Here is a 23,159-nt window from a genome sequence, read left to right as displayed (position 1 = left end):
CGCTGGTGGCTGACGGCCGGTCTGCCAGATGACAGACCGGCGGCAGGCATTACAGCCAGCCGCGCTCCTTGTAATAACGCGCAGCACCGGGGTGCAGAGGAACGGACAGCCCCTGGCTGACCATGTCCTTCTCGTTCAGGTTAGCGAACGCAGGGTGCAGACGCTTGAAGCGGCTGAAGTTTTCAAAGATCGATTTCACGGTCTGGTAAACCACTTCTTCGTCTTCAGCATCGGTGGTCATGACCGTGGCGCGCACACCGAAGGTGTTCACGTCCTGATCGTTACCGCGGTACAGACCACCGGGGATCACGGCTTTGGCGTAGTAGGGGAACTTGGCTACCAGCGCATCGATTTCAGCGCCTTCCACCGGAATCAGCTTGGCTTCGGTGGTGGTAGTGGCTTCCTGGATGGAACCGTTGGGGTGACCAACCACATACACCATGGCGTCGATGTTGTTGTCGCTCAGGGCAGAGGACTGCTCGTTGGCATCCAGCTCAGAAGCCAGAGAGAACGACTCCTTGGTCCAGCCTTCAGCGCCCATCACGGCTTCCATGGTGGCACGCTGGCCAGAACCGGGGTTACCGATGTTGACGCGCTTGCCTTTCAGGTCAGCCAGGGTGTTGATGCCAGCATCAGCACGGGCAACCACGGTCAGCGGCTCGGCATGCATGGAGAACAGGGCACGCAGGTGCTCATCAGCGCCCTGATCGGCAAATTTGCCGGTGCCGTGGAATGCGTTGTACTGCACGTCAGACTGTACGACGCCCATGTCCAGCGACTTGCCTTTCAGGCCATTCACGTTGGCAACGGAACCACCGGTAGAAGGGGCATTACAGTGAATGCCGTGGCTGGTGGTGCCCTGATTGAGCATACGGCAGATGGACTGGCCAACAACGTAGTAGACGCCGGTCTGGCCGCCGGTACCGATGTTGATGAAGTGCTCTTCGGCACGCGCCTGAGTGCTGACCAGGGCGCTTCCCAGCAGGGAGGCGGTCAGGGCAATCGCGGTGGAAATCGGGTGCTTCATTGTTATTCCTCTTCGAGCTGATAGTGACAGGAAAGCCGCCAAAGGGGACTCCTGTCGGAGCGCCTGAGTGGCCAATTCCTTTTTTCAGTTCCTGCCGGTCCGAATAAACCGGCCAGCACAGTACCAATGATCTTCTGGTTTGCATAGGGCAAAACCATTAGAAAAACTGCTTTATTGACTTCGATTTGAAGTATTTCACTGCTTTTATTAGGGACAACAAAAATGCATTTATTTTTTGCTTTTAATTTATTTGCATTTATTTTTTGCACAAAATCATTTTAAAATCCAGCAGGGATTTGCACTTCGTTTTGCCATGGCACCCGGCGATCTGGCCAGACACCACGTCATTACTGGTTTCAGTTCACATCTGTAAGACGCAAATATTTTTGCCATTAATATTTGCTACGACAGTGACTGAAACCACACGACGACGGTCAGACCGACCTCAGAACGTTTTCACGATCTCAGTGCCAGCCTCTCCCCACATGCCCAACAACACAGGTCAGCGCCATGAGTCATGTTTTCCATCGTCATCTGCAGCACACCTATCCCGTCGCCGTCCGTGGCGACGGCGCCTACATCATCGACCAGCAGGGCAAGCGTTATCTGGACGCCAGTGGCGGTGCGGCAGTGTCCTGCCTCGGCCACAGCGATGCGGCGGTGATTGCCGCCGTGCAGCAGCAGGTCAGCCAGCTGGCCTATGCCCATACTTCGTTTTTCACCACCGAGCCGATGGAACAACTGGCAGATTTCCTGATTGAACGTGCACCGGCCGGCATGGAGTCGGTGTATTTCGTGTCAGGGGGCTCGGAAGCAGTGGAAGCCGCGCTGAAACTGGCGCGGCAGTATTTTGTCGAGATCGGCCAGCCACAGCGTCGTCATCTGATCGCCCGGCGTCAGAGCTATCACGGCAACACCCTCGGCGCACTGGCGACCGGCGGCAATGCCTGGCGCCGGCAGCAGTTCGAGCCGATCCTGATGAATGTCAGCCATGTCAGCCCCTGCTATGCCTACCGCGAACAGCAGCCCGGAGAAAGCGAGGGGGACTTTGTCACCCGTCTGGTGCGCGAGCTGGAAGACGAGATTCTGCGTCTGGGTGCGGATCAGGTGATGGCCTTCGTCGCGGAGCCAGTGGTCGGTGCGACCCTCGGCGCGGTAACGGCGCTGCCCGGTTACTTCAAAGGCATCCGCGAGGTGTGCGACCGCTATGGCGTACTGCTGATTCTGGACGAGGTGATGTGCGGCATGGGACGCACCGGCAGCCTGTTTGCCGCCGAGCAGGAAGTCATCAGTGCCGACCTGATCACCATTGCCAAGGGGCTGGGTGCCGGTTATCAGCCAATTGGCGCCACGCTGGTCAGCAAACAGATCTATCAGGCCATTGCCAGTGGCAGCGGCTTCTTCCAGCACGGCCACACCTATATTGGCCACGCCACCGCCTGCGCGACGGCACTGGCGGTGCAGCAGCAGATCGAGCAGCGCAACCTGCTGCCACAGGTGCGCCAGCTGGGTGACAGCCTGATGGCACGACTGCGTCAGCGTTTTGCCGAGCACCCCTTTATCGGTGATATTCGCGGCCGTGGCCTGTTCCAGGGGCTGGAAATCGTGCAGGACCGCGCCAGTAAGGCCGCCTTTGACCCCAGCCTGAAAATTAACGCCAAACTGAAGAAAGCGGCGATGGCCAATGGCCTGATGTGCTACCCCATGGGCGGCACGGTAGATGGTCGAGTGGGTGACCACATTCTGCTGGCACCGCCCTTTATTCTGCAGGACAGCCAGCTGGATGAGCTGGTCGACAAACTGGCGCGGGCCTGTGATCAGGTTTTCGCCGATCTGCCTCGATAAGCGACTGGAGAACAGACCCCATGAGTATGCAATCCCGTCTTACCCCGATTGCCGATGAGCAGCTGAGCCCGGCTCAGCAACAGGTACTGCAGGATATTCTGTCCGGCCCCCGTGGCAATCTGGATGGTCCGTTCCTCGCATGGATTCACAGCCCCGGACTGGCCCAGCCCGCCCAGCAGCTGGGCGCGTTCTGTCGCTACCATACCCGGCTGTCGACCCGTCTGTCGGAGCTGGCCATCCTGCTGACGGCCAGCCGCTGGCAGTCACAGGCCGAATGGCTGATCCATGAGCCCATTGCCCTCAAGGCCGGTCTCTCTGCCGAGGTGGTGGATGCCCTGCGGCAGGGACAGCCCCCCGTGTTCAGCGATGCGGAAGAAGCGCTGATCTATGCCATCGGCCAGCAACTGTACGATACCCGTCGGGTCAGCGACGCCCTGTACCAGCAGGGCGTGGCGACCTTCGGCGAGCCCGCGCTGGTAGAACTGGTCGGTATATTCGGCTATTACGCTCTGGTCGCCATGACCCTGAACGTTTTCTCCATGCGCCCGCAGGGCGACCATCCGCTGCCATTCAGTGAACCAGCCCAGGCCTGACGGCCCGGGTCGGTCTGCTTCACAACACGCTCCCAAACAGCAGGGGGCACGGCACTGAGCCTGAGCCCCCTGACTGTTTAGGTAAGCAAGGACTTACCACTTCATCTCGCCCTTATTGACCTTGGCGCCAATCACCAGACCATCATCGGCTGGCAACTGCGGGTAGTCCTGCTTCAGCTGATCGATCAGCTGTGCCGAACCGGAGGTTTGCCCGAGCAACGCCTCATAATGCAGCACATAGTCGCGGGTAAAGCTGACAGCCGCCGTGCCTGCCGGCTCAGCGCCATAGAAATGGCCGGGGATGACGCGCTGCGGCTTTAACGCCAGCATGCCATCCAGCGCCTCCACCCAGGCCTGCCGCACCGCGGGGGTCTGGCTGTCAGCCATCCACACGTGCTGCCCGGCGGTGACCAGCACCCCACCCAGCACCGTCCTGATCGATGGCGCCCACAGGTAGGCATTGGCGGTATTGATCTCCTTCACTTCCAGCACTTCCCCATCCACCGTCAGGGTGGTGGCGTTCAGCACCTCAGGCACGGTCAGACGGTTCGGTGCCTGCGCGCCGAGGATCGGCCCCCAGTAACCCAGTTTGGCATCCTTGGTTTTCTCGATATGCTCCACCACCCGCTGACTGGCCACCACTTTCACACCGGGAAAGGCCTCGACCAGCGGTTGCAGACCAAAGTAATAGTCCGGATCGCCACCGCTGATATAGATCAGCTTCAGCTGCTTGCCACTGGCTTTGATCATCTGCACCAGCGCCTCGCCGTCGGCCACGCCGAACTGAGCATCCACCAGAATGGCTTCATGTTCACCACTGACCAGCTCCGAGCTGACCGGGAAGATGCCCTTGTCAGCGGGATTGTAAACCTGCACCTGCAAGGGGGCGGCCGTCGCTGCGGAGGCCAGTAATACGCCACTCAGCGCGACAGAAGGAAGGAAACACCGGGACACGGACGGCTGCATAACAGAACTCCAACAGGTAGGTGAGATCGATGTGCACCAGTCTATTGATCAACTGATCGAGCAAATACCGCATAACTTTGACTAAACTTGCTCGATTACAGAGCAAATCGGATATCAGAATCCTATGGACCGACTGACCGCACTGCAGGTTTTTGTTGCCGTGGTGGAGCAGGGCAGCCTCACTGCCGGCGCCGAGCGCATGGATATGTCGCGGGCCATGGCCTCACGCTATCTGGCCGAGCTGGAACACTGGATGGGTTCACGCCTGCTGCAGCGCACGACCCGCCGGCAAAGTCTCACCGACGCAGGAGAACAGGCATTACAGCGGGCGCGGGATATGCTGGCGCTGGAGCAGGAGCTGGGTGACATCGGTGCCCGTCAGCAGCAGGCACCGAAAGGGCTGCTGCGCATTACCTGCAGCTACTCGCTGGCCGCCGCGCTGCTATGCGATGCCGCCAGCGAGTATCTGGCCCGCTGGCCGGGCACCGCCATCGACATCCTGCAGCTGGACAAAACTGTCAATCTGGTGGAAGAGCGGATTGATCTGGCCCTGCGCATCACCAATGAACTCGACCCCAATCTGATAGCGCGACGTCTGGGTACCTGTCACTCGGTGATCTGCGCCAGCCCCGACTATCTGCAGCAACATCCGCTGCCGCAACGGGTGGAGGATCTGGCCAGTCACAACTGCCTGACCCACAGCTACGTCGGCAAGAGTCTGTGGCAGTTTGCCAGCGAGCAGGGGCCCGCCAGTGTAGCGGTCAGCGGTCATCTCAGCGCCAACGACGCCAATCTGCTGCTGCAGGCTACCCTCAAGGGCAAGGGCATCAGCCTGCAACCGCTGTACTCCGTTCATCAGCTGCTGGCCAGTGGCCAGCTGATTCGCCTGCTGCCGGACTGGGCACCAATGACCATGAGTATCTACGGGGTCTATAGCCACCGCCGCCAGATGACGCCGCTGCTACGCAGTTTTCTCGACTTTCTGCTGACCCGAATGGCAGCAGAGCCTCTGTGGCAGTAAACAGGTTCACGATGGTCTGCGGACAGAATTTGGTGTGACGGGTGGCAACATCAGACCAATTAACCCCACACAGTGCATAAGAACGTTCTAAACTGAGGCCAGCTTGCCTCTGCCATTCTGGCAACCATGGATTGATCGTCATGCCCACACAACTGCCGGACTTATTTGTCAGTACCCTGGAACAACTCAGTGACGCGGTCATTGTCACCGATGGTCATGGGGTGCTGCTCTTCAATGCTGCTGCTGAACGCTTCTGGGACTGCCCGCGCCAGACAGTACTGGCCCAGCCACTGGCCGCACTGTGGCCTGCTGGTCTGCCTGCGGTCGATGAACTGACGGCGGCCCCCCGGGACATCAGCCTCAACATAGCCGGCATCGTACGCCGCGGGCGTATCCGCGTCAGCCGCGCCGTGCAGGACAGCCAGACGATCTTTACCGTCTTTATCACGCCGCTCGACAGCCATCTGCGCCAGGCAGCCACCGTGCAGGGTTACGACAATGACCAGCACCTGCAGCTGCTGTCGATGGTGACCGACCGCACCGACAACGCCATCATCATCACTGACGGCCGCTGGCGCACCCTGTACATCAATGATGGTTTCAGCCAGATGTTCGGTTACAGCAGCAACCAGATGCTCGGAGCCATCCCCACCTCCATCATTGCCCCCTATGCCGAACAGGAGCAGGTCGATGCCCTGCATGATCAGCTGGCCAAAGGCCAGCCGTTTCACGCCGAAGAGCTGATCTATACCCGTGATGGCCGGCGCATCTGGTGCAGCGTCACCACCAATCCGGTGCTGGATGAACAAGGCCAGCTGCTCAATACCCTGTCCGTGCTGACCGACATCACCCAGTCGAAGATGCATGAACTGCTGCAGAACCGTGTGCTGTCGGCCATGGTCCGCGAAGAACCGCTGGAGACGGTGATGAATACCGTCTGCCGTGAAGTGGAGCATCTGGCGCCGGAAGTCATTGCCTCCATCCTGCGTGTCGATGAGCAGGGACGGCTGCATCCACTGGCCGGCCCCAGCCTGCCCGCGGAGTACAACAAGGCGCTGGAAGGGGTGGCCATCGGCGAAGGAGTCGGCTCCTGCGGCACCGCGGCCTTTATCGGCCAGCCGGTGATTGTTACCGATATTGCCAGCCATCCGTACTGGACACCCTACAAACATCTGGCACTGCCCCACGGCCTGAAAGCCTGCTGGTCGACGCCAATTCGCTCCAGCAGTGGCCGTATTCTGGGCACCTTTGCCTTCTACTACCGTGAGTGTCGCGGCCCCAACCCGCTGCATCAGCGCATGGTGGAGGTCAGTACCCACCTCTGCGCACTGGCGCTGGAGCGCGAGGAAGCCCGTGCCCATATTCGCCAGCTGGCGTTCTATGACAGCCTGACCAAACTGCCCAACCGCAGCCTGCTGCATGCCCGTGCCGATCAGGCGCTGACCACGGCTGAGCATCATGGCGACAGCATTGCCGTGCTGTTTATTGATCTGGATCGCTTCAAGCAGGTCAACGACTCCCTCGGCCACCCTGCTGGTGATGAGCTGCTGCGGGTGATTGCTCAGCGGCTGACAGAAAACCTGCGCCATGTCGATATCGTCGGCCGGCTGTCAGGCGATGAATTTGTCATGGTCCTGCCGCGCTACAGCGCTCAGGCACTGGCGGAAGCGGTGGAGCAGCTGAAGAGCCGCATCAGCCAGCCGTTCAGCATCGGCAGCACCACACTGATCCCCTCGGCCAGCATTGGCATCAGCCTGTTCCCCAATGATGGCCATGATATGGAAAGCCTGATCCATCGTGCCGACATGGCCATGTATCAGGCCAAGAGCATGGGCCGGGGCCACGTCAGCTATTTCAGCCACCAGCTGAACGAGCAGGCGCAGCAGCGTATGGCGCTGGAAAATGCCCTGCGCGATGCCCTCGACAACGGTGGCCTGCAACTGCATTACCAGCCCCAGATCAATCTGGCCGATGGCAGCCTGTATGGCGTTGAGGCGCTGGCACGCTGGCAGCACCCCGAGTTTGGCAGCATTCCCCCCACCCGCTTTATTCCGCTGGCGGAAGAGTGCGGCCTGATCGGCCAGCTCGGCCACTGGGCGGTGCAGGAAGCCTGCCGGCAACTGGCTGCCTGGCGCCGGCAGGGGCTGCAGATACCGGCGGTCTCGGTCAACCTGTCACCGTCCGATTTCCACAATCTGGACTTGCCTCAGCAGATCGCCCATACCCTCCAGCACCACCAGCTGCAGCCCCAGGACCTGACGCTGGAAATCACCGAAAGCGTGCTGATGGATACCCACCCGAGCACCCTGACCACCCTTGATGCCATTCACTCGCAGGGGGTCAATCTGGCCATGGATGACTTTGGCACCGGCTATTCCAGCCTCAGCTACCTGCGCCGTCTGCCCATTCATGAGCTGAAGCTTGATCGCAGCTTTGTCAGTGATCTGGAAAGCGATGCCACCGCCCGCGCCCTCAGTGAGGCCGTCATGCGTATCGGCGAGAGCCTGCGCCTGATCGTGGTGGCAGAAGGGATCGAGGAAGAAGGCCAGCAGCAGATTCTGCGCCAGCAGGGCTATCAGGTCGGGCAGGGCTATCTGTTCTCCCGCCCGGTACCTGCAGCAGAACTGCAGCAATGGCTGCAGCAGTGGCGGGCAGCCGCTGTCCGTCATGGCTGAAAACCGGCTGGCAGCCCAGACCCACTGAGCTACCCTTGTCAGGCATAAGCTGTATTCACCCGGAACGTGTTCACGCTGAGAGCATGGTCACGTTCCGGGTCCTTGCCTGAACACTCCGGAGGAACACCTCATGCGTGAGCTGGTGATACTGCTGCCCGGTATAGGCCGTGCTGCCAAATACCAACAACGGGACAGTTTCTGTGGCGGCCTGTGCATGGCCTCCGAACAGGTGCTGCTCAACCGTACAGATGATCCGCAGTTACCGCAGGACCTGTGTCGCCTGAGTGGTCAGCGTGATGGCCAGCCACTGACGCTGGATGTGGTCGAGGCCTACTGGAACGACATGGTACCCAGCCTGTCCCAGCAACCGCTGTCCACCCGCATTCAACGTGGCCTGTCCCTGTTTCTCTACTGGGGCTTGTCGCCGGTCTGGCAGGGCTGGTGGCAACGTAAATATCTCACCCTGTCGATCCTGCTGTCCGGGCTGATGCTGGTGTTCTGGTATTACAGCACGCTGGCGCTGTTCGCCCAGGCACTGGTCAACAGCAGCGACAACAGCACGGCCCTGCTCGGTCACTGGCTGGACGGTATCCTCAGCACCATGGGCAGCTGGAAGCTCTGGGCGCTGGTGACCCTGCTGATGGGCGTGCTGCCGGTGACTTCCGTGGTGGACGCCATGGACTTCAGCAAACGCTATACGGCCGAAGAAGCAGCAGGGCCAGACACCCCGGCGTTAAGGCTGCAGATCATTCGCCGGGTCAGGGAGCAAATACGCAGTTATCTGGCCCTGGCAGACAGTGTGGCCGACAGTGATGGCCAGCTGCGCCCTTATCAGCGTATCACCCTGGTGGCCCACAGCTTTGGCACCGTCATTGCGATTGATGTACTGGCCGATCTGCCACTCAGCGTGAACCCCGGTATCAGACTGTTTACCCTTGGCTCACCACTGGAGTTACTGCACAAGCGGGTACCCTGGCTGCTGGAGGAACAGAGCAAATGCATGCAACGCAACGATCTGCTGCAGTGGCTGGACATCACCTCACCGGCTGACTGGCTGGCCACCGGAGCCGATGTGGACAGGCTGGATGATCGCCGCATCGAGCAGCTGAGCATTCGTGCCAGTGGTACCCTCACCGATCGCCTTGCGGCCCGCATTCACTCACGTTACTTCGACAACCAGCAGGTCTGTCAGCGCCTGCTGGCCGGGCAGACGGCCCCCGCTAGCGTACCGTCAGCGGCCGAGCCACGTCGGGCAGAGAGCAGCGGCTGACAGAAGGCTTCTTCCCCATCAGCGGAAATGGCATCATAGGCGCCCTATGTTGACTCCCCTATCTGTAGCAGGTCCTGTCGCCATGACCGCGTCCACGGCTCCCAATGCCTCCCGTCTGCCCATCGGTGTGTTTGATTCCGGGGTCGGCGGTCTGTCGGTGCTGCGTGAAATCCGCGCCCAGCTGCCCCATGAAGATTTGCTCTATGTCGGTGATTCCGGCCATGCGCCCTATGGCGACAAGAGTCAGGCCGCCGTCACCGCCCGCAGCATGGCGGTGTGTGAGTTTCTGCTGACGCAGGGGGTAAAGGCCATTGTCGTCGCCTGCAATACCGCCACCGGTGCCGCCGCCAGCGCGCTGCGCGAGCGCTTCAGTATTCCCATTATTGCCATGGAACCGGCGGTCAAACCGGCTGCTACCCAGACCCGCTCCGGGGTGGTCGGAGTACTGGCCACCAGTCGTACGGTCGTCAGTGACAACTTCAACCGTCTGGTCGCGCGTTTCAGCAGTGCCGCCACCATTCTGGTCCAGCCCTGTCCGGGGCTGGTGGAACGGGTCGAAAACGGTGAGCTGGACAGCGCCGAGCTGCAGCAGATGGTGGACGATTACGTCCAGCCGCTGTGTCAGCAGGGGGCCGACACCATCGTGCTGGGCTGCACTCACTATCCGTTTCTGGTTTCCCTGATTCAGGCCAGCGCTGGCCAGCAGGTCAGGATCATTGATCCGGCACCGGCGGTGGTGCGGGAGTTGCAGCGCCGTCTGGCCGAGCAGCATCTTCTCAGCAGCAACACGGCGCGGGGTCAGGTCGCTTTCTGGACCTCAGGATCGATACAGCAGGCACGCTTTATCATTCCACAGCTGTGGCAGGACAACGGGGCGCCGGATATCCGCCACTGGTCGTCCTGACCACCTGCTGACGCTCTGTCTGGGAACGGGCTGATCACCTTGAAATGGCCTGCCCGGACCATCATCAAACTGTCACAGACTGGCCTATACCATGCCCGCAACGCCCGGCCTGCCACCTCTGGCAGCCTACCAGCCCTGCGGCGGCGGGCTTTTACTGACTATCAAGAAGGCACATTTTGCAGGAAGGCACATCTTGAGCACTTCACAGGGACAGCGCGACGCAGCGAGTGCGAGCGCCGACGATACCGAGAACAGCCGTACTCCGTTCTATCTGCAACTGCGTGACCGCATTGCCGCGCAGATTGCCACCGGCCAGCTCAGCGCCCACAGCCGCCTGCCATCGGAGCGCACCCTGTCCGAGCAGTACCAGACCACCCGTGTCACCGCCCGTCTGGCGCTGGGCCAGCTGGAAGCCGAGGGTAAGCTGTACCGCTCCAATCGCCGTGGCTGGTTTGTCTCCCCCGAGCGCATCATCTACGACCCCAGCCTCGACGTCAGCTTCACCGACTATGTCACCAAGCAGGGCGGCGTACCGCGCACCGAGACGCTGCAGTCCACCAGCCTGACCGTCCCCGTCTGGCTGGCGCAGAAAAGTGGGCTGGAAGAGGGCAGCGAGATCTACCATATCCAGCGCCGCCGCTATATCGATGGCCGCGCCATTCTGACCGAGAACATCTACGTCAATCCGGCCGTCTGTCCGGGCCTGCTGCGTTTCGATTTCAACCAGTCCCTGTGGAAACTGATGCGTCATGAGTACGGCGTGTCACTGTCCGACAAGCATGTAACCATGTATCCCACCGCCCTGACCGACCCCCAGGCCGGGATTCTCGGTGTCACTCCCGGTACCGCCGGGCTGTACGTCAACCGTATCAGCCGCAACAGCGAAGGGGTGTTTATCGAGTTTGATGAGGAGTTCTGGCTGCATGATGCGTTGTGCATCAGTGTGCACGCCAAAGGTTAGGCCGCTACCGGCAAGAGCCTGAACACATGCTGAGCAGCTTCCCATGCTGAGCAAATTTTCCATGCCCGGTAACGTTGTCGACGCCCGGTAGTGTTGTCCATTCAAAATAAAAGAGCCCGTCGGTGAAAGCCGACGGGCTCTTGGTTTTGTACAGCAGAGAGTGACTTAACGGTTACCTTCCACCGCATTCCTGAAGCTTTCCAGCCCGGCGTGGCGTACATCCTTGCCTTTGACCAGAAACACCAGATACTGCGCGATGTTGTGGGCATGGTCGCCGATACGCTCCAGCGAACGCAGCACCCACAGCATGTGCAGCACACTGGAAATGGAACGCGGGTCTTCCATCATGTAGGTCACCAGTGCGCGGGTGGCCGACTTGTATTCCTGATCCACCAGCCGGTCTTCCTTGGCCACGTCATAAGCGGTGGCCAGATCGTAACGGGCAAAGGCGGTCAGGATCTTGCGCACCATGTCGAGCACATGGTTACCGATCATGCGTACTTCCACATAACCACGGGGTGACTGACCATCTTCGGCCAGCTTGAGCGTGAGTTTGGCGATGCGCTTGGCCTCATCGCCCATGCGCTCCAGATCACTGGAGAACTTATAGGCGGTCACCACCATCCGCAGATCAGAAGCGGTGGGCTGGCGGCGGGCTATGATGCGGGTACATTCCTGGTCAATCTCCACATCCATGGTGTTGACCTGCTTTTCATTCTGGCGCACCACACGGGCCAGTTCGGTATTCCCTTCCACCAGTGCGGTGAGGGCGTCCTGAATCTGCTTCTCGATCAATCCGCCCATCGCCAGCAGCCGGCCGCGGATCGCTTCCAGATCCGCATTGAACTGTTGCGAGATATGGTCGGAGTGCATGTCCTGCAATTGCATGGTCTCCCCCTGAGGTTGCCGGGTAGTAGGGCTTCGTCGTTAACCGATCATCGCAATGCCTGACAGCCTTTTGCTTACGGTCATTACGTTGTTTTTATTGTGATTTTTCACCATTGCGCCATCAGGAACGGCGGCTCCCTTAGGTGGCGCAAAAAGCATACCGGTTCTGTGAAATGGACCCGTTTATGTGTGTAAAGTTTCCTTGTGCCGCTGCATGAGGCCATGCGCGCAGCAAATCGTACTCACGACCTCGCGAGCCAGAGCAAAACAAGGCGAAAGCCCTGAGGAAGCGGAGTTTAGTTGTTCTAAATGAGCATTCCGAAGGGCTTTTCAACGCAGTTTGGCCGACGCGCAGCAGGTCGTGCTGACGGTCTTAGCCATAACGGCCGGTAATATAATCCTCGGTTTTCTTCTGCCGTGGGTTGGTAAACAGCGTATCGGTGGTGTCGTACTCCACCAGATCGCCCATATACAGAAAGGCAGTATAGTCCGATACCCGCGCCGCCTGCTGCATGTTGTGGGTGACGATGACGATGGTGAAGCGATCCTTCAGCTCATGAATCAGCTCTTCAATCTTCAGGGTCGAGATAGGATCGAGGGCGGAAGCCGGTTCATCGAGCAGCAGTACCTCAGGACGCACCGCAATGGTGCGGGCAATCACCAGACGCTGCTGCTGACCGCCGGACAACCCCAGCGCCGACTCATGCAGCCGGTCATGCACTTCATCCCACAGGGCGGCCGAGCGCAGCGCCCATTCCACCGTATCGTCGATCAGACGTTTCTTGTTGATGCCCTGAATACGCAGACCGTAGGCGACGTTTTCATAGATGGTCTTGGGGAAGGGGTTGGGCTTCTGGAACACCATGCCGACCCGCCGCCGCAGCTCCGCCACTTCGACGCCCCGCTCGTAGATATTGGCCTCATCCAGCAGGATGCGCCCCTCGATACGGCAGCCTTCCACCAGATCATTCATCCGGTTGAAACAGCGCAGCAGGGTCGACTTACCACAGCCAGACGGGCCGATAAACGCCGTCACCCTGTGCTTGGGGATGGTCATATTGATGCCATGCAGCGCTTCCTTGTCACCGTAAAACAGTTTCAGCTGTTCTACCTGCAGCGCCACCTTTTCATGGCTCAGATCAAGATAGGCAGCACTGTTGATATCGGTGCGGATCGGAATGGCCTGGGCTTCATTTCTCATCAACGGTTCTCCTGATCACCGCCACACCCGGCAGTGACACCACAATCTTCAGATTTCCAGCGCCCGGTATTTTTCCCGCAGATGATTGCGGATCGAGACGGCAGCAAAGTTGAGCAGGGCGATCACTATCACCAGCAGCAGCGCCGTGGCATACACCAGCGGACGGGCAGCTTCGACATTGGGACTCTGGAAGCCCACGTCGTAGATATGGAAACCCAGATGCATAAATTTCTGATCCAGATGGACATAGGGGAAGTTACCGTCCACCGGCAGGCTCGGTGCCAGTTTGACCACCCCGACCAGCATCAGCGGCGCTACTTCGCCCGCCGCACGGGCTACGGCCAGAATCACCCCGGTCATCATCGCCGGGCTGGCCATAGGCAGAACCACCCGCCACAGGGTTTCCCACTTGGTTGCGCCCAGTGCCAGACTGCCTTCGCGCACCGAGCGCGGAATCCGGCTCAGACCTTCTTCTGTAGCCACAATTACCACCGGCAGCGTCAGCAGTGCCAGCGTCAGTGACGCCCACAGTAGACCGGGGGTGCCGAAGGTGGGGGAAGGCAGTGCAGCACGGAAGAACAGCTGATCGATGCTGCCACCCAGGAAATAGACGAAGAAACCCAGACCAAACACGCCATAAACGATGGAAGGCACCCCGGCGAGGTTATTAACGGCGATGCGCAGAATACGGGTCAGCAGCCCCTGACGGGCATATTCCCGCATGTACACCGCGGCAATCACGCCGCAGGGGGTGACGAACAGGGTCATCAGAATCACCATCATCACCGTGCCGAAGATAGCCGGGTAGATGCCGCCTTCGGTATTGGCCTCACGAGGCTCGGCACTGAGGAACTCCCACAGCTTGCTGACATAGAAACTGATTTTCTGCCCCAGATGCATGGCATTGGGGCGATAAGCGCGGACGATCTTGTCCAGTGCGATGTTCAGCTGTTTACCGTTGGCCGCTTCCACCACCAGGATATCGCGATTGGCCTGCTGATAGAGCCGGGTCAGCTTGTCCTGCAGCTGCTGATAGGCGCGCTGGGCCTGATCGCGCTCCACATCAATTTCCGCCAGTGCCGCCGGTGAGGCTTCACCCTGCAGTTGCAGGCTGCGCTGCTGCAGACGCAGGCGCTCGATCTGGGCATTGATGGCACCGATCTCGACCTTCTCGATTTGCACAATCTGATGATGAATGGCCAGTGATCGCTCGATATGCTGCTGCAACCGCTGCCAGCTCTGCTCATTCTGCGGGTTGCTGTCACTGCCGGTGAAACTGGCCACCGGCTTGCCGCCCTCCAGCAGCTGCCGCGGCAGACCATAAAAGTTGCCCCATTCGCGACGCTCCAGCGTCATCAGCAGGGAGGGATAACGTATCTGCTGCAGATGATCACTGAGCACCCAGCGGAAATCGCCGCCGAACAGGTCGCGGTTGCCGGTCTTCAGCAGGGTCCGGGAGACTTCCGTCTTGTCGGTATTGAGCGGCACACCGGCATCACGCAGCCGTGCGGCAGGGACCAGCTCGGTGCTGACCGACTCGCCGATCAGGCTTTCATGTTGTCCGGCTTCATTGATGTAGTCAGCCTGCATCACCGCCGCGGGCCAGAAATGGCCAAGGCCGCGCACCGCGATTACCCCCAGCAGGCCCAGTACCATGATCAGGCTGATGGCCACTGCACCGGCATTGATCCACACCCAGGGGGCGCCGGATTGAGACCATTGTTTCCAGGAGATACGCATCGACCGCTTTGCTTCCTTCCGCTGCTCGCAGGGTTACAGGGAACCGTATTTTTTGCGCAGGCGCTGACGGATCAGCTCTGCACCGGTATTCATCACAAAAGTAAAGGCAAACAGCACCAGCGCCGCCAGGAACAGGATACGGAAATGGGAACTGCCCACTTCCGACTCCGGCATTTCTACCGCGATATTGGCAGCCAGCGTCCGCATGCCCTCGAAAATATTGGCATCCATGATCGGCGTGTTACCGGTGGCCATCAGCACAATCATGGTTTCACCTACCGCCCGGCCCAGACCGATCATCAGCGCCGAGAAAATCCCCGGCGAAGCAGTGGGCAGCACCACCCGCACCAGGGTCTGCCAGGGCGTGGCGCCCAGTGCCAGCGAGCCGTAGGTGAGCGAGCGGGGCACGCCGAAGATGGCATCTTCGGTAATGGAGAAGATCGTCGGAATCACCGCAAACCCCATCGCCAGACCGACCACCAGCGCATTGCGCTGATCGAAGTCGATCCCCAGCTGATTGGTGAGGAAGGCACGGGCATCGCCGCCGAACAGGGCCAGCTCCACCGGCTCTGACAAGCTCAGGCACAGCCAGCCCAGCAGCAGGATCAGCGGCACCAGCAGCAGGGCATCAAAGCCTTCCGGCAGGCGGTGACGGATCGCGCCGGGCAACTGCGCCCAGGCAAAGGCAAACAGCAGCACACCGACAGGAATCAGGACGAGGGCCATAGCAATAAAGGGCAGGTGGCCTTCCACAAAGGGCGCCAGAAACAGCCCGGCAAAGAAGCCAAGAATCACCGTCGGCAGGGCTTCCATCAGCTCGATCAGTGGCTTGACCTTGCGCCGCAATCCGCCAGCCATGAAGTAGGCGGTGTAGATAGCGCCACAAATGGCCAGCGGTGTGGCCAGCAACATGGCATACAGCGCCGCCTTGAGGGTACCGAACGCCAGCGGTGTCAGGCTGAACTTGGGCTCGAAATCATTGGCGGCAGAGGAAGACTGCCAGATGTAGTCGGGGTGATCGTAGCCTTCATACCAGACCTTGCCCCACAGACTACGCCAGGAGACTTCCGGGTGCTCGTTGTCCACGGACCACAGCTGCAACTGATGCTGGCTGTTCACCGTCAGCAGGGCGTTGCCGCGCGGAGCATAGCCCAGCAGCAGCGGTTCGCTCTGCTCAAACAGGCGGCGATTGACACTGTTGGTCTCGGCAGTGGCGTTGTAGAGGCTGACCATGCCGTCGTCGTACGCCACGGCAAAGCCTTTGCGGCCCTGCTCCGGCGCAATCCAGTCAACCTTGTAACCCTGACGGCTGAAGGCACGGATACGCTGCAGATGCCATTCTTTCTTCTCGCCGCGCACCAGAAACCACTGCGATACGGTGCCCTGATCATCCCCCACCAGTACCGACTGACCGCCCAGCAGCAGGGTCATGCGGGTAATGTCGCCCTTACTGGCGCTCAGCTGTTCGCTGAGGATGGGTTTATCGGCCTTGCGCAGATCGAACACCGACAGGCCGCCGTTCTCTTCACCCGCCACGATCCACTGCATGCCGGGCAGAATCAGCACCTGCAGCACCCGGTGATTGCTCTGTGGCAGGCTGAAGCGGGTCGGTGTCAGGCTGACTTCATTGGTCAGCAGATTAGTCTGTTTGTCGAAGCGCACCGCCGCCAGATTGGCGTCATGGCCACCGACCAGCATCAGTGCGTCATCACTGTCTCGCAGTGCCAGATAATTGAGTGGCTGACCGTCGCTCTGTACCTGCAGCGGTGTGTCACCAAAGGGAAAGCTGAGCTGGGGGGTGATCAGGCGCTGATCGCTGGGGTAGGTGACCTGGTAATCATCACGCAGCACCAGTGCCGAACCATCAGACAATCCCACTGCGAAGGTATCACCGCGCGCGGCAGGCTCGGCAAAACTGGTGATATGGGTATTGGCAGGCAGGGGCAGGGCATGACGCTGGACGATCTTGCCACTGGCGGCATCGAAGAACACCACTTCACCGGCATCGGTGACTTCCATGCCGATTTCGGCCTGCTCTTCAGTAGTGATGTAGAGCGGTGAACCTTTGACATCGGCCAGCACATAGGCGCTGCTGAGCTGCTGAGCCGTCTGCCAGGGGCGGATGCTGGCGCGCTCGAACAGCGGCAGCACTTCATAAATCAGATAAACACAGATCAACAGCACGGCCATGATGACACTGATGCCACCGATACCGATCATGCCACTCGCCAGCCGATCCTTGAGCGCACGGATTCTGCGATGCCGCCGCAGGGCAGGGGTATCGAAATCCAGTTCAGGGGCATCCACGGGTACACGTGCGTTCATGAAACCACTCTGGCCAGCACGGCTGGTATGGGGCTATGGCTTGTGAGGCTCTGTCGAATTTGGCAAATCACCGTCTTATCAGCCAGTTGGGCAAAAAGGCGCAAGGATACGGCGTGCGCAGATAAAGCGGAACACCAGTGTATTGCGGCATTATGACAATACCATGACATTCGACGCATATGCGTCACCCTGAGGCAGGAATGGCTTCCCCTCATGCTGAATGACCGGTGTCTTTCTTCCCTGTTGATCATGTCGCGGCTTCTCCTTCAGCCAGACATCCCACACCTGTACGGTGAGGTAAAGAGAAAAGCCTGACAGATTCGCCCCTTCTTCGAATCTGCCAGGCTTTAGCTGTCACTCCCTGTGAAAATGGACCGCCGCTGCCTGCATCAGAACGCGTTCACAATGCTCAGCACGCTCGGCATCCTTCACTGTAATCCGACACTCCCCAGTGCTTTCTCCACCACCTGTTTAGGCAGCGGCACATAACCATCACGTACCACCACTTCCTGACCCTGCCGGGACATGATCAGCCTGATCAGCTCACGCTCCAGCGGCGGTAACGGCTGGTTGGGGGCCTTGTTGACGTAGATATAGAGGAAGCGAGCCAGTGGATAGCTACCGTTGATGGCGTTTTCTGCCGTCGCCGCCACATAGGGACCGCCCTCTTTTTTGGCGAGATTAACGGTTTTGACTGAGGCGGTCTTGTAGCCGATGCCGGAATAACCGATAGCATTCAGTGAGGTGGAAACCGACTGTACCACCGACGCCGAGCCCGGCTGTTCATTGACGTTGTTCTTGTAGTCACCCTTGCACAGGGCATGTTCCTTGAAATAGCCGTAGGTACCGGACACCGAGTTACGGCCGTACAGCTGAATACTTTGCTCGGCCAGACTGCCACTCACACCGACCTGGCTCCAGCGGCTGATGTCGTCGCCGCCACACTTGCGGGTAGAGGAGAAAATACCGTCCAGCTGTTGCAGGGTGAGGTTTTCGACCGGATTGTCCTTCTGTACAAACACCGCCAGCGCATCGATAGCAACTGGCACGGCGGTCGGCTTATAGCCGTATTTGCTCTCGAAGGCTTCGATCTCGTTGTCCTTCATGGTGCGACTCATCGGCCCGACATTGGCGGTGCCTTCGGTCAGCGCAGGTGGGGCAGTGGAGGAGCCAGCGGCCTGAATCTGGACATTGACGTTAGGATAATTGCGCTTGAAGGCCTCGGCCCACAGCGTCATCAGGTTGGCCAGGGTATCGGAGCCGACCGACGACAGGTTACCGGACACACCAGCGGCTTTCTGATAATCAGGCAGGTCAGTATCAACATTGCTGGCCTGTGCCAGACGGGCACCAGCAGTGGTGGTCAGCGTCAGCAGGACAGTCGCCACACTTAGATTGAATCGCATCAGATGCTTTGCTTCCCCGCTGATCGCGTCTTGCAGGCTATGGTTGGTGCACCATTCACCCTGATGGCCGTCGGTGCCTGAGCGGGAGAGACAAGCTGCGGTCTCGTCTCTCCCTGAACGCCGCCTCAACAGAGACAGCCCCCAATGTAGCCCCGACACTCTATGACGTAAATATGACAATCGCATGACAAGCAACGGAACAACACGCACTCACCCCGTCAGGATACACACTGCAGCAGAAGTGCTGCGCCTTCTGCGACGATGCCGCTATACTAGCCGATGGCCGGTGTGACTGAATCCGGCACCCACCGGGGTCGGTCACCTCGTCACCACACAGCAGGGCCGGTGACAGCACGAGTCCCCTATAATAAGCAAGCTGGAACAAGGCGAGCTGGCCTTCGGGCTCAATTAGCTGAAAGTGAATGTCATGGAACCTTTGAACGTCCCAGAAAACGACGCCGTCGAGCTGCTCGACAGTGAAGAAAGCAATCCGCTGCCTCAGGGTGAGTTGAGCCTGCAATTCCCGGCGTCCATCAGTGATACCAACAGCTACGGCGATATTTTCGGCGGCTGGCTGGTCAAGCATATGGATACCGCCGCCGCCGTCCATGCGGGCAGACTGGCCCATGGCCGTATTGCCACCGTGTCCATTTCTCAGGTGGAGTTTCTCTCCCCGGTACTGGTGGGCACGCTGCTGAGTTTCTATACCCGTACGGTGGAAACCGGCAAATCATCAATGAAGATTGCCGTGGAAGTCTGGGCGCAGTGCCCGGATGGCACAGAATTCCGCAAGATCACCGAAGGCCTGTTCGTGCTGGTGGCGATCAATGACGAAGGGCATATTCGCCCGCTGCCCACCGCCTACCAGCGCCTCGGCCGCTGATCTGCCGGTTACACAGCTCCATGCCGGCCACGCCGCATGGGGCTGCGACGCCTTCCTCTTCCTGCCTGTTGTGCTGATCGTCGCCATTACTGGCGCGGTTATCGTTATCCCTCCGCCACAGCAACGCATTTTCATACTATGCTTGGGACTACCGTGAGGTTTGACTGCCAGCCGTTTTGACGACCCCCATGGGCTTGTGCTGGCACGCAGTCTGGTCTTGCTTTTGCAGTTAGCAACCTCAGTAGATGTGATATCACCACCGTATTGATAGCGCCGCCGTCGGCGAACAGACAGGTGCCACATGGGTGTTTTATTCCAGGCCGAACAGGCCAGGCTTCGCAGTGAAGAGATTCCCCACTTTCGCTCACAGCAGGAAGAGCTCTATACGCCTGTGCGCCAGCTCGGTGCGCTGTTACTGGCGCTGGGCTCACTGGTGGTGTATTTCAGCCTGCTGTACCGTCACCCCGATGACTGGCTGATCCTGTTTCCTCCCGGCATCCTCTGTGTACTCTGGCCGAGTTACTTCCTGATTCTGATGCAGCCACCGGACGCCGGCCCGTGGGGGCGGTCATTCTACTTCAGCTATTGCCTGCTGTTCCCGCTGGCAGTGCTGTGGACCAGTCAGGACAATGCTTTCACCCTGCTGCCTGCGCCCATGCGCCTGGCCCTGCTGACCACTCATCTGTTACTGCTGGCGCTGATGGCCAGCCACTGGCGCAATCTGTGGCAGGGTTTGCTCTGCGCCTTTCCGCTGGCCGTGCTGACGGTCACGCTGCATCCGTCCGCCTCGCTGCCCTGGGAAATGCTGACCCTGACTCTGGCGCTGGCACTGTGCCTTTTGATGGGCTGGTTACTCGACTGGCAGGGACGCCTGCGCTATGTCGGCCAGCGCATCCAGCGACGTGAGAAGGACAGCGGCGCCCAGCCCGATCTGCGTCAGCTGCATAATCAGGTACAGCACGCGGCCTACCACGATGCCCTGACCGGGCTGCCCAACCGCTACCACTGCATGACCCATCTGTCCGGGCAGTTGCAGAAAATCCGCCTGCAAAGTGACATCCAGCGCTGGTCCGGTCAGCGTCTGCTGCAACCGGCCACCGGCACCACCACCTCGCTGACCCGCCGCTCCAGCGGCTCAGCGCAGCTGGCGGTGATTCTGCTGGCACTGGATGAATTCAAGCCCATCAATGACCGCTACGGTTACCACACCGGCGACCTGCTGCTACAGCATGTGGCCGAGCGTCTGCGTTCGCTCAATCCGCAGCCAGCCTACCTGGCGCGCATGGGCGGTGATGAGTTTGTGGTGATCCGCGCCTGCCACAACACCGCCGAGCTCAAGCACTGGCAGCGCTATCTGATGGAAAACCTGCACCGCCCCTATGTGCTGGCGGCGGAAGACAACAAGGAACTGGCGCTCACTATCCGTATCAGCGCCGGGACCGCTATCGCTCCGCTGGATGGTCAGCTGCCCGATCACCTGTTGAGTCTGGCCGAACATCGCATGTATAAACAGAAGCTGCATCTGACCTCGGAATCCACCGGAGACCCGGCTTGAACCCCCATACCCCGTCCGCCAGTATCCCTTCACCCTCAACTCATACCACCCCGCCAGCCGCACCGCGTAAGGTGCTGCTGTCCTGGAGCAGCGGCAAAGACAGCGCCTGGACGCTGTATCAGCTGCAGCAGAACCCGGCCTATGAGGTCATCGGCTTACTTACTACCTTCAACCAGACCTTTGACCGTGTCGCCATGCATGCCGTGCGACGCCAGCTGGTACGCCTGCAGGCCGAGGCCGCAGGTCTGCCGCTGTATGAAATTGAACTGCCGTACCCCTGCTCCAACGAGGAATACGAGCAGCGCATGGGCGCCTTTATCGAACAGGCCAAAGCGCTTGGCACCGAGCTGTTTGCCTTTGGCGATCTTTATCTGCGGGATATTCGCACTTACCGCGAACAGCGACTGGCGGGGACGGGCCTGACACCGGTCTTTCCACTGTGGGACATTCCCACCGGTCAGCTCGCTGCCGACATGCTGGCAGCCGGACTGGTGGCCCATCTGACCTGTATCGATCCGCGCAGGGTGCCTGTCAGCTGGGCAGGGCGACGTTTTGATCAGCAGCTGCTGGCCGAGTGCCCGGAGGGTGTCGACCCCTGTGGCGAGAACGGCGAATTCCACACCTTTGTCAGTGCCGGGCCGATGTTTCGCCAGCCCATTGCCGTCACCGGTGGCGAGGTGGTGGAGCGGGAAGGTTTTGTCTTTGCCGATCTGCTGCCCGCTGCACCGTAAAGCCGCTCTCAACAGCCGAGCTGGCCCGAATAGCAAGAAACCGGCGGGTAGCCGGTTTCTCAGAACGTAGCGGGCTACTGTTCAGTCTTCAGCGCACGCGCGTTTCGACCTGCAGCAGGGTATCCAGTCCGACCACCAGCTGATCGCCGCTGTGCAGCTGGCCAACGCCCTCAGGCGTGCCGGTCAGCACCACATCACCGGGTTGCAGGGTAAAGTACTGGCTGATGTACGCCAGCAGAGGCAGTACCGGGTTGATCATATCGGCCGTAGTACCGTTCTGACGGACTTCATTATTGATGGTCAGCTTCAGCCCCAGATTCTGGATATCGCTGACGGCATCGGCGCGGACAAAGCGTGACAACGGGCAGGAACCATCAAACGCCTTGGCCTTTTCCCAGGGCTGGCCCTTGTCTTTCAGTTTGCTCTGCACATCACGCAGGGTCAGATCCAGTGCCAGACCGAAGCCTGCAATCGCGGCCTTGGCCTCGGCTTCATCGGCCTGCTTCAGGGTTGCGCCGATCAGTACCGCCAGCTCGGTCTCGTAATGGATGTCACTGCTCAGGTGCGAGGGCAGGGAGAACGGCTCTTCCATCGGCACCACCGCCGTCGCAGGCTTGATAAACAGCAGGGGCTCGGTCGGCATGGCATTGTTCAGTTCACGGACGTGCTCGGCATAGTTACGGCCAATACAGACCACCTTGCCCAGGGGATGAATCAGAGTTTCGCCATCAACATAACGGTGTGCATACGCCATAACCTGTCCTCGTTCGGTTGAGCTTTCAGCTGTGCTTATTGGTATTGCTATTCTGGTCTGATATGCGTCTTACGGTGCCGGCAAGGCGGGTCCTGCATCGTCACTACTGCCTTCCTGTATGGCTGCGGTTCGCTTAATGCAAGTGCGACACCCCTGACCATGAATAAAAGTAAACGCCTTAGTTAAAAAATTCACCCTAAGCTTCATGGTATTTGCCTTTTTGCCAACATCCCTTGGCTACGGCTGTGCTATTATAGCCGCCCCACTCGGCACGCATAGCGCGGCACCCTGGGAAGCTCCCCCGGTTCGGCAATAATCCTCATTGTTGCCTCGAATGTCAGAAAGGGAGACACAGCGCCTGCGGTTATGTCGCCACCAGCCCGGCTAACGTATAGCGAGGATTACGTGAGCACC

General features: G+C 59.7%; 19 protein-coding genes. 10 read left to right on the top strand and 9 right to left on the bottom strand.

From position 1 onward, the window contains the following. Nucleotides 1-49: 49 nt before the first annotated feature. The gene (locus QCD60_RS11615; RefSeq protein WP_279785407.1) at nucleotides 50-1,027 is read right to left on the bottom strand and encodes a TAXI family TRAP transporter solute-binding subunit; all 978 of its coding nucleotides are present in this window, start codon (nucleotides 1,025-1,027) and stop codon (nucleotides 50-52) included. Between the two features lie 2 nt (nucleotides 1,028-1,029). Then, complete coding sequence (locus QCD60_RS11610) at nucleotides 1,030-1,296, bottom strand: hypothetical protein (protein WP_279785405.1); 267 nt, start codon at nucleotides 1,294-1,296, stop codon at nucleotides 1,030-1,032. Between the two features lie 241 nt (nucleotides 1,297-1,537). On the opposite strand from QCD60_RS11610, the gene QCD60_RS11605 reads away from it, so the two are divergent. Beyond that, nucleotides 1,538-2,872: an aspartate aminotransferase family protein gene (locus tag QCD60_RS11605; protein WP_279785403.1), complete on the top strand. Its 1,335-nt coding sequence runs from the start codon at nucleotides 1,538-1,540 to the stop codon at nucleotides 2,870-2,872. Nucleotides 2,873-2,892: 20 nt separating this feature from the next. Further along, on the top strand, nucleotides 2,893-3,465 hold the full coding sequence (locus QCD60_RS11600) for a carboxymuconolactone decarboxylase family protein (protein WP_279785401.1): 573 nt from the start codon (nucleotides 2,893-2,895) through the stop codon (nucleotides 3,463-3,465). A 93-nt stretch (nucleotides 3,466-3,558) separates the two neighbouring features. On the opposite strand, the gene QCD60_RS11595 is transcribed toward QCD60_RS11600, so the two are convergent. Next, on the bottom strand, nucleotides 3,559-4,431 hold the full coding sequence (locus QCD60_RS11595) for a Vmh family MBL fold metallo-hydrolase (protein WP_279785398.1): 873 nt from the start codon (nucleotides 4,429-4,431) through the stop codon (nucleotides 3,559-3,561). Nucleotides 4,432-4,555: 124 nt separating this feature from the next. On the opposite strand from QCD60_RS11595, the gene QCD60_RS11590 reads away from it, so the two are divergent. The 5 genes from QCD60_RS11590 (at nucleotide 4,556) to QCD60_RS11570 (ending at nucleotide 11,262) form a co-directional block, all read left to right on the top strand. Next, on the top strand, nucleotides 4,556-5,452 hold the full coding sequence (locus QCD60_RS11590) for a LysR family transcriptional regulator (protein ID WP_279785396.1): 897 nt from the start codon (nucleotides 4,556-4,558) through the stop codon (nucleotides 5,450-5,452). A gap of 140 nt (nucleotides 5,453-5,592) precedes the next feature. Beyond that, the gene (locus QCD60_RS11585) at nucleotides 5,593-8,127 is read left to right on the top strand and encodes an EAL domain-containing protein (RefSeq protein ID WP_279785394.1); all 2,535 of its coding nucleotides are present in this window, start codon (nucleotides 5,593-5,595) and stop codon (nucleotides 8,125-8,127) included. Between the two features lie 130 nt (nucleotides 8,128-8,257). Beyond that, a complete protein-coding gene (locus QCD60_RS11580; protein WP_279785392.1) occupies nucleotides 8,258-9,397 on the top strand; it encodes a hypothetical protein in 1,140 nt (379 codons plus the stop codon). Nucleotides 9,398-9,479: 82 nt separating this feature from the next. Then, nucleotides 9,480-10,301, top strand: coding sequence for a glutamate racemase (gene murI, locus QCD60_RS11575; protein WP_279785390.1), 822 nt, complete (start codon nucleotides 9,480-9,482; stop codon nucleotides 10,299-10,301). Between the two features lie 193 nt (nucleotides 10,302-10,494). Next, nucleotides 10,495-11,262, top strand: a complete 768-nt coding sequence (locus QCD60_RS11570; RefSeq protein ID WP_279785387.1) for a UTRA domain-containing protein — start codon at nucleotides 10,495-10,497, stop codon at nucleotides 11,260-11,262. A gap of 165 nt (nucleotides 11,263-11,427) precedes the next feature. Here the strand turns inward: QCD60_RS11570 and phoU are convergent, their stop codons facing one another. The 5 genes from phoU to QCD60_RS11545 all read right to left on the bottom strand — a co-directional run bounded on the left by phoU (nucleotide 11,428) and on the right by QCD60_RS11545 (nucleotide 18,822). Beyond that, nucleotides 11,428-12,150, bottom strand: a complete 723-nt coding sequence (phoU, locus tag QCD60_RS11565) for a phosphate signaling complex protein PhoU (protein ID WP_279785385.1) — start codon at nucleotides 12,148-12,150, stop codon at nucleotides 11,428-11,430. Between the two features lie 373 nt (nucleotides 12,151-12,523). Beyond that, nucleotides 12,524-13,351: a phosphate ABC transporter ATP-binding protein PstB gene (pstB, locus tag QCD60_RS11560; RefSeq protein WP_104152884.1), complete on the bottom strand. Its 828-nt coding sequence runs from the start codon at nucleotides 13,349-13,351 to the stop codon at nucleotides 12,524-12,526. Between the two features lie 48 nt (nucleotides 13,352-13,399). Beyond that, nucleotides 13,400-15,091, bottom strand: coding sequence for a phosphate ABC transporter permease PstA (gene pstA / locus QCD60_RS11555; protein ID WP_279785381.1), 1,692 nt, complete (start codon nucleotides 15,089-15,091; stop codon nucleotides 13,400-13,402). A 33-nt stretch (nucleotides 15,092-15,124) separates the two neighbouring features. Further along, entirely contained in the window at nucleotides 15,125-17,416 is a 2,292-nt protein-coding gene (locus QCD60_RS11550; protein ID WP_279785379.1) for an ABC transporter permease subunit, read from the bottom strand. Between the two features lie 428 nt (nucleotides 17,417-17,844). Next, entirely contained in the window at nucleotides 17,845-18,822 is a 978-nt protein-coding gene (locus QCD60_RS11545; RefSeq protein ID WP_279785376.1) for a phosphate ABC transporter substrate-binding protein PstS family protein, read from the bottom strand. A 466-nt stretch (nucleotides 18,823-19,288) separates the two neighbouring features. Between QCD60_RS11545 and QCD60_RS11540 the strand changes: the two genes are divergently transcribed. From QCD60_RS11540 to QCD60_RS11530, 3 genes are all read left to right on the top strand, one after another. Continuing rightward, the gene (locus QCD60_RS11540) at nucleotides 19,289-19,705 is read left to right on the top strand and encodes an acyl-CoA thioesterase (protein ID WP_279787913.1); all 417 of its coding nucleotides are present in this window, start codon (nucleotides 19,289-19,291) and stop codon (nucleotides 19,703-19,705) included. A 301-nt stretch (nucleotides 19,706-20,006) separates the two neighbouring features. Continuing rightward, nucleotides 20,007-21,260: a GGDEF domain-containing protein gene (locus tag QCD60_RS11535; RefSeq protein WP_279785374.1), complete on the top strand. Its 1,254-nt coding sequence runs from the start codon at nucleotides 20,007-20,009 to the stop codon at nucleotides 21,258-21,260. Then, nucleotides 21,257-21,991 carry an adenine nucleotide alpha hydrolase gene (locus QCD60_RS11530; protein WP_279785372.1) on the top strand — a complete coding sequence of 245 codons (735 nt, stop codon included), beginning with the start codon at nucleotides 21,257-21,259 and terminating at the stop codon, nucleotides 21,989-21,991. The genes QCD60_RS11535 and QCD60_RS11530 overlap by 4 nt, the downstream gene beginning before the upstream one ends. Nucleotides 21,992-22,079: 88 nt before the next feature. Here the strand turns inward: QCD60_RS11530 and QCD60_RS11525 are convergent, their stop codons facing one another. Continuing rightward, the gene (locus QCD60_RS11525) at nucleotides 22,080-22,745 is read right to left on the bottom strand and encodes a fumarylacetoacetate hydrolase family protein (protein WP_279785370.1); all 666 of its coding nucleotides are present in this window, start codon (nucleotides 22,743-22,745) and stop codon (nucleotides 22,080-22,082) included. Nucleotides 22,746-23,159: the final 414 nt, after the last annotated feature.

Source organism: Pokkaliibacter sp. MBI-7 (assembly GCF_029846635.1).
GTDB lineage: Bacteria > Pseudomonadota > Gammaproteobacteria > Pseudomonadales > Balneatricaceae > Pokkaliibacter.
This window is presented reverse-complemented; position numbering and strand designations above follow the sequence as displayed.